Source organism: Mesorhizobium sp. M7A.F.Ca.CA.002.05.1.1 (assembly GCF_003998335.1).
Classification (GTDB): Bacteria; Pseudomonadota; Alphaproteobacteria; order Rhizobiales; family Rhizobiaceae; genus Mesorhizobium.
The window spans coordinates 1-5,606 of sequence record NZ_RZQI01000365.1 but is presented as its reverse complement, the minus strand read 5'-3'; the positions used below and the strand labels follow the sequence as shown (position 1 = coordinate 5,606).

The window sequence follows — 5,606 nt, the reverse complement described above, 5'->3', positions numbered from 1 at the left end:
GGCGACGCCGATCGCGCCCGCCAGCCACATGCCGGCGCCGGTCGTCAGCCCATGCACCTCGCCGCGCGAAAACATGATCGAGCCGGCGGCGAGGAAAGCGACGCCGGCGGTCACCGCCTCGACCACCCGGATCGGATCGACCTTGACCGATTCCCCCGCGAACATCGGCGCGTGCACGATCTCGACCGTCAGGATGCCGAAGGTGGCGGCGGCGACGCAGACGAGGATATGCGTGCGAAGTCCGGCCGGGCGATTGCGCCATTCGCGTTCGAAACCGATGACCGCGCCATAGAGGGTGGCCAGCAACAGCCGCGCCGCGATGACCGGAAACGAGGTGTAGGTGGAATGGCCGAATTCCTCGACGAGCTGTTCCATGATGTCCCCTCCAAAAGCTTGACGCCACAACGCGGCCACCGGGTCGCGGTTCCTGAATCCACGGCCAGGTGCGGCAAGGATGCGGCCGCTTTTGAATACGCATCTGCCAAAGGGAGGTTGATGGAGCCAATCCTCAAGGCCTCAGGACGTTTCGGTTTCGGGCACGTCGGCGCCGAGCTGCGGAACGATGATCGAAGCCAGCGGCGCCGTCAGGGACCATTTGAGATGGCCCGGGCTGCGATCCAGCACCGCCAAGCCGTTCAGCGATTGCGGCGCGACCCGTTGCAGGACGACGGTGCCGAAACCCTTGCGCGTGCTTTCGTCCCGCCGCTCTCCCTCGCGCACCGGCATCGTCTCGTCCCAAACCAGATGAATTTCCCGCTTGTCAGAAACGCCTTCGACGATCCGCCAGGTGATCTCGAGCCGCCCGGCCTCGCTCGCCAGCGCGCCATATTTTGATGAGTTGGTGCCGAGCTCATGAAATGCCATGCCGAGATTCTGCACGGCGTTCGGCTGCAGGGTCAAAAGCGGCCCGGAGAGCGATACCCGCGCCTCGTGGCCGAACGGCTTGAGCTGCTCCTGGGCGAGGTCGAAGAGGCTGGCGCCGGCCCATTCCGAGTTCACCAGCAGATCGTGCGACCGCGACAGCGCCATGATGCGGGAGCGGATCAACTCCTCGAATTCACGCGGATCGGTCGAGCGTTTGCTGGTCTCCCTGATCATCGAGAGGATCACCGCGAACTGGTTCTTGACGCGATGGTTCACCTCGCGGAGCAAAAGCCTGATCCGGCGCTCGCTCTCCTTGCTGGCGGTGATGTCGCGGGCGATCTTCGAGGCGCCGATGATCTCGCCGGACGCGTTCCTGATCGGCGAAATGGTCAGCGACACGGCGATGAGGCCGCCATCCTTGCGCCGGCGGATCGTCTCGTAGCTGGCCAGCAGCTCGCCCCTGCGAACCCGGCTGATGATGTCGGTCTCTTCATCCTTGAGATGATCGGGGATGAGCATGAGCACGGAGCGGCCGACGGCCTCTTCGGCGGTGTAGCCGAACATGCGTTGCGCCGCCGCGTTCCAACTGGTGATGATGCTGTTCAGATCCTTGCTGACGATAGCGTCGAAGGACGAATCGACAATCGCCGCCAGCCGCGCATCGGCGGTGATGGCGATCAAGGCATCACGGCCCGCCAAATCTGTCACTGTCGACCCCTTCTCCCTCATGCGCGGATCGCGCGCATGGCCACCAATGCGCCGCGGTGCGTTTTGGTTGCAATCGCCTCCAACATTCCTCCCAGGAACAGTCCGGGCAGTTCATGTCCGGAACCTTGCGCGCCTGCGCGAGTTGCACCCGACACCCCCATGGACGGCTCAATAAGGAGGCACACAATGAGCGACGGCAACAGCGATCTCGACCGGGTCTGGAAACTGATGGACAGGATCGGCTTCTGTATGCTCGCCACTCGCGAAGGCGATGACATCCGCTCGCGACCGATGGCGGCGCATGTGGTGCGCGACGAAAACGCCGTCTACTTCCTCACCGATGTCGACAGTCACAAGGATGACGAGATCGAAGCCGAGCCCAATGTCGGTCTCGCCTTCGCCGATTCAGGCGGCCAGAAATATGTTTCCGTCAGCGGTCTGGCGGCGGTTTCGAACGACCGCGCCAAGATCAGGGAGTTGTGGTCGACCCCGGCCAAGGCCTGGTGGGACAGTGCCGATGATCCTTCGATCCGCGTGCTTAAGGTGACGCCGAAGGACGCCCAGTATTGGGACAGCCCCGGCACCGTGGTCAGCTATGTGAAGATGCTGGCCGCAACGGTCAGCGACAGCCGCCCGGAAATCGGTGACACCGGTAAGGTCAGGATGTAGCCGGACGGCGTTGAAAATCACGACATCAGTCAGATGTACGAATGCCGGCGGGTCGCATTTGACATATTGCTGGCGGCATACCGGCGCGGATCAGTCTGGCTTGGGAGGGTCAGGGGCATTCGGCACTGGATCGGCGTCAGTATCCCTTTGCGGACAGTCCTCATAGCTGTGGTCGCGCCCGCCGCAGAAAGAACAGCACATGGCCTCGCGGTCCCCGTTTCCGGGCCGCCATTGCGGGGTCTCGTAGGGCTTCCTCCCATCCATCCCCAGCAATGCGCGACGAACCATTTGGTTGCGCCGCCACAGACGGCCAGCCGGCGGTTGCGGAACCACCCGCCGGGATGCGAGTTTCGGCCGATACTTCCATTCGAGGGAATAGCCATGCCGATGCACCGAATTGCCTTGATGACGGCAGCGATCCTGCTGGCCGCGACCGGCCTTGCCGAAGCCAGGCCCGACACCCGCACGATGAGTTGCGACCAACTCCGGCAACTGCTCCAAAGCCATCATGCCGTGGTGCTGACCACCGGACCCAACACCTATGACCGCTATGTCAGGCAGTTCGGCAACGAATGCGACTGGCCGGAGGTGCCGATGTCGGCCTGTGTCCCGACCCGCGACGGCAGCTGCCCGGTCTACCGCTGCGAGGAACCTGTCACCAACTTTCCGGACTGACACCGCGCTTCCAATCGGCTTTGCCGCCCCCGTGCGTTGATCCCGGCGCGCGAACCGGCTAGGGGTGGGGCGCAACGTGCATTTTCCCGCTTCGTCTAATGGTAGGACAGCGCCCTTTGAAGGCGTGAATCGAGGTTCGAGCCCTTGAGCGGGAACCAGCAACCAAGCGTTCGGCTGTTCAAAAGCTGCGCGCAGGGCTGGCCAGCCGGCATCAGCGTATTAGCGAACGCTTGTATTTCGCCCCAAGCAGGATCATCATCCGGACCGTCAGTGGCTTCAAGGGGTGCAGCGCCATGGAACTGAGTTGCTTTGACGGGGGCGTCCTTGCATCGACGATGTCCCTGAACGTCACGGCGGTTTTCATAATATTGGCCGCATTTGCCGCATTTCGGCTGGTTGCAATGTCAGGCGAAGGTTCTGTCGACCAACTCCAGACGGCGTAGCCCGCGGAGAACCTTCCGTGCAGGAGAAGGCATATGGCCGTCCGAAAGGTGATAGCCGTGAAGGACTGGTCTTGCGGCATGAGCGACGAGCTCGGCCGCGTCGTCCTGACCATCAACCCGACCGAGGGTGAGCCCATCCTGGTTTTGATGACAATCTTCCAGGCGGCAAGGATAGCCGGGGAATTGCGGGCTCCGGAACTCGTCTCCATACCTCGGTGACGCAACGCCCCTGGGCAAATCGGATCAAGCTCGCCGGGGCAGCCCCAACGCCCTCCCCAGCGAGCTGTTGCTCCGTTACGATGAACGATGGAGCAATTACTGCTTTACGAATCCGGGCGCCGTTAAGTTGCATCCGGCTCCTGAAACCATTTCGCGGACCCTGCGTTGACCACCGGGCCGACACAGGAGACATCTCATGACCGTCAACTGCCGCTTATCGATCGACAACCGGCCGGAGGCCACGGACGCCGTTTTCCAGGCGGTTCCCCGGATCGGCGAAAGTGTTGCGCTGTCGATCGACGGAACCACGCAGGATCTGCGGGTATCGCGCGTCGTGCACGTCACCAATGGCAGCCTGGAAGGTGCCGCGATAATCGTCGAAGTGACGACCAATATCCTCTGAACCGAGAGTCTCGTCCCGGTACGCCAGCCGGCGCCGCGTCGCGGCAACCGCCGACCGGCCTGCGGGACCAGGGCGGCTCAGGCACGGTGAACCGCCCTACTCCTTGCCGCCGTCGGAAATGCCGTTGCCGCCGGCGGTTGGCAGGATGCCGAAGTCTTGCGACTTCGTCCCTTGCTCCGCCGTCAGGAAGCCATCCGAGGCAAGACCGCGCCGCAGCAATTCCCTCACGGCGGCCGAACGGCTCGGCATGCGCTTGTCGAAGCGCCAGTTTTCCAGCGCCGCCAGTTCGTCTGACGTCAGCATGATCTGCAACCGTTCCGGGCGTTCCAGTTCAGTCATCGCGCTTCCCTCGCTCAGCACCACAAATACGTAGAATGAGTATTCAACTCACTTACCGCATAATTAGGAAGCCGCTCCTAGCGCGTCAAGACCTCGCGATGGGTGAACTGCTTCTCATGCTCAAGATGAGTCTCATGGGTATTCGGCGTAAGGCGCACACTTGCATAACTATTGTAACTACCTGATTTGTTTAGATATTTTTTAATTCGTGACTTGCCAAGACGAAGCCTCTGCCGCATTGTGCAACCTCAACGAAAACCGGTCCCCTTGGGAGGTTTCGATGCGGTATGATTACTCGGCGCGACTACGCGATGACGTCCGTTCAGCAGTCCAGGTCGCCTTCAGGAAGACCGGCATCGTCAGCATCACGGCGGTGGCGGAGCATGTAAGGGTCAGGAATCTGGCCGAAAACGTCGCCCTCGAGGACGTCGAATACCTTGTCTTCCAGGCAGCCCAGCTGATTGGCGCGGCAATTGAATTCGACGGGCTCACCAATTTCGACGGCGTAGCTGGTCTGTTCGTGGATGGCCTCGGTGGCGACGATGGTGAGCGCGTCAACGCCCAACTCGACAGACCTGGTGAGGCCACCCTGCAGTAAGGCAATTCCGGCTGAACGCGCATTTGTCCCGTGCCAGTCAAGGCGGCCTCCTCAAAGGGCCGCCCTGCTGTTTCCGTACCTTGGTGATGACCAGAGCAGTTCCTCAGGCGGAGCCGGCGATTTGTGAGGCGAAGTCGCGATAGGGACGCAACGGGCGGCCGAGAAGCGCGGTCAGGCGCTCGACGTCGCCGGCCTCGGGCAGCATGCCGTCGGTCAGGAACCGTTCGCCCATCAAGCGCATATCGTACGCCATCCAGGCAGGCAGGAACTGCTTGAGATTCTGCTCGAAACCTTCGGTGTTGTCGCCGCCGTAGCTGATCGGGCGGGCGAGCACGTCGGACCAGATGGCCGCGATATCCGTTCCCGTCAGTGTCTGCGGACCGACGAGATTGATCCGCTCGAGCGCAAGCGGCTCTGCGGACCGTTCGCGACGCAGCAACTCGAGAGCGGCGATCTCGGCGATATCACGCACATCGATCATGGCGAGACCCTTGACGCCGATCGGCATCGTGTAGGTGCCGTAGCCGGTGATCACGTCTTCGATCATCAGGTCGTTCTGGATGAAATAGGCCGGACGCAGGATCGTAGCCTTGAAGCCCATCTGCTCGATCATTCGCTCGACGCCGAACTTGCCGGCGAAATGCGGCACGTTCACATAGACGTCGGCATGGATCACCGAGAGATAGAC

9 protein-coding genes and 1 tRNA gene are annotated in these 5,606 nt (G+C 62.1%); 6 read left to right on the top strand and 4 right to left on the bottom strand.

The window, feature by feature from the left end; all coding sequences use genetic code 11:
- Both EN939_RS18775 and EN939_RS18770 read right to left on the bottom strand, forming a co-directional pair.
- Positions 1-375, bottom strand: a 375-nt coding sequence (locus EN939_RS18775; protein ID WP_164749552.1) for an MgtC/SapB family protein, incomplete at its 3' end; no start/stop codon positions are given.
- A gap of 141 nt (positions 376-516) precedes the next feature.
- Positions 517-1,593, bottom strand: a complete 1,077-nt coding sequence (locus EN939_RS18770) for a PAS domain S-box protein (protein ID WP_164749551.1) — start codon at positions 1,591-1,593, stop codon at positions 517-519.
- A 165-nt stretch (positions 1,594-1,758) separates the two neighbouring features.
- On the opposite strand from EN939_RS18770, the gene EN939_RS18765 reads away from it, so the two are divergent.
- From EN939_RS18765 to EN939_RS18745, 5 genes are all read left to right on the top strand, one after another.
- Positions 1,759-2,241, top strand: a complete 483-nt coding sequence (locus EN939_RS18765; RefSeq protein ID WP_127269199.1) for a pyridoxamine 5'-phosphate oxidase family protein — start codon at positions 1,759-1,761, stop codon at positions 2,239-2,241.
- Between the two features lie 381 nt (positions 2,242-2,622).
- Positions 2,623-2,916, top strand: coding sequence for a hypothetical protein (locus EN939_RS18760; RefSeq protein WP_127269198.1), 294 nt, complete (start codon positions 2,623-2,625; stop codon positions 2,914-2,916).
- Positions 2,917-3,000: 84 nt separating this feature from the next.
- Positions 3,001-3,074: transfer RNA gene (locus EN939_RS18755), tRNA-Gln, on the top strand.
- A 318-nt stretch (positions 3,075-3,392) separates the two neighbouring features.
- The gene (locus tag EN939_RS18750) at positions 3,393-3,578 is read left to right on the top strand and encodes a hypothetical protein (RefSeq protein WP_127269197.1); all 186 of its coding nucleotides are present in this window, start codon (positions 3,393-3,395) and stop codon (positions 3,576-3,578) included.
- A 196-nt stretch (positions 3,579-3,774) separates the two neighbouring features.
- A complete protein-coding gene (locus EN939_RS18745; protein WP_127269196.1) occupies positions 3,775-3,981 on the top strand; it encodes a hypothetical protein in 207 nt (68 codons plus the stop codon).
- 96 nt (positions 3,982-4,077) lie between these two features.
- On the opposite strand, the gene EN939_RS18740 is transcribed toward EN939_RS18745, so the two are convergent.
- Entirely contained in the window at positions 4,078-4,320 is a 243-nt protein-coding gene (locus EN939_RS18740) for a hypothetical protein (RefSeq protein ID WP_127269195.1), read from the bottom strand.
- Positions 4,321-4,600: 280 nt separating this feature from the next.
- Here EN939_RS18740 and EN939_RS18735 point away from each other — a divergent pair, with 280 nt between their 5' ends.
- Positions 4,601-4,918 carry a hypothetical protein gene (locus EN939_RS18735; RefSeq protein ID WP_127269194.1) on the top strand — a complete coding sequence of 106 codons (318 nt, stop codon included), beginning with the start codon at positions 4,601-4,603 and terminating at the stop codon, positions 4,916-4,918.
- A 103-nt stretch (positions 4,919-5,021) separates the two neighbouring features.
- Here EN939_RS18735 and EN939_RS18730 read toward each other — a convergent pair.
- Positions 5,022-5,606: NmrA family NAD(P)-binding protein (locus EN939_RS18730; protein ID WP_127269193.1), on the bottom strand; the 585-nt coding region annotated here is incomplete at its 5' end.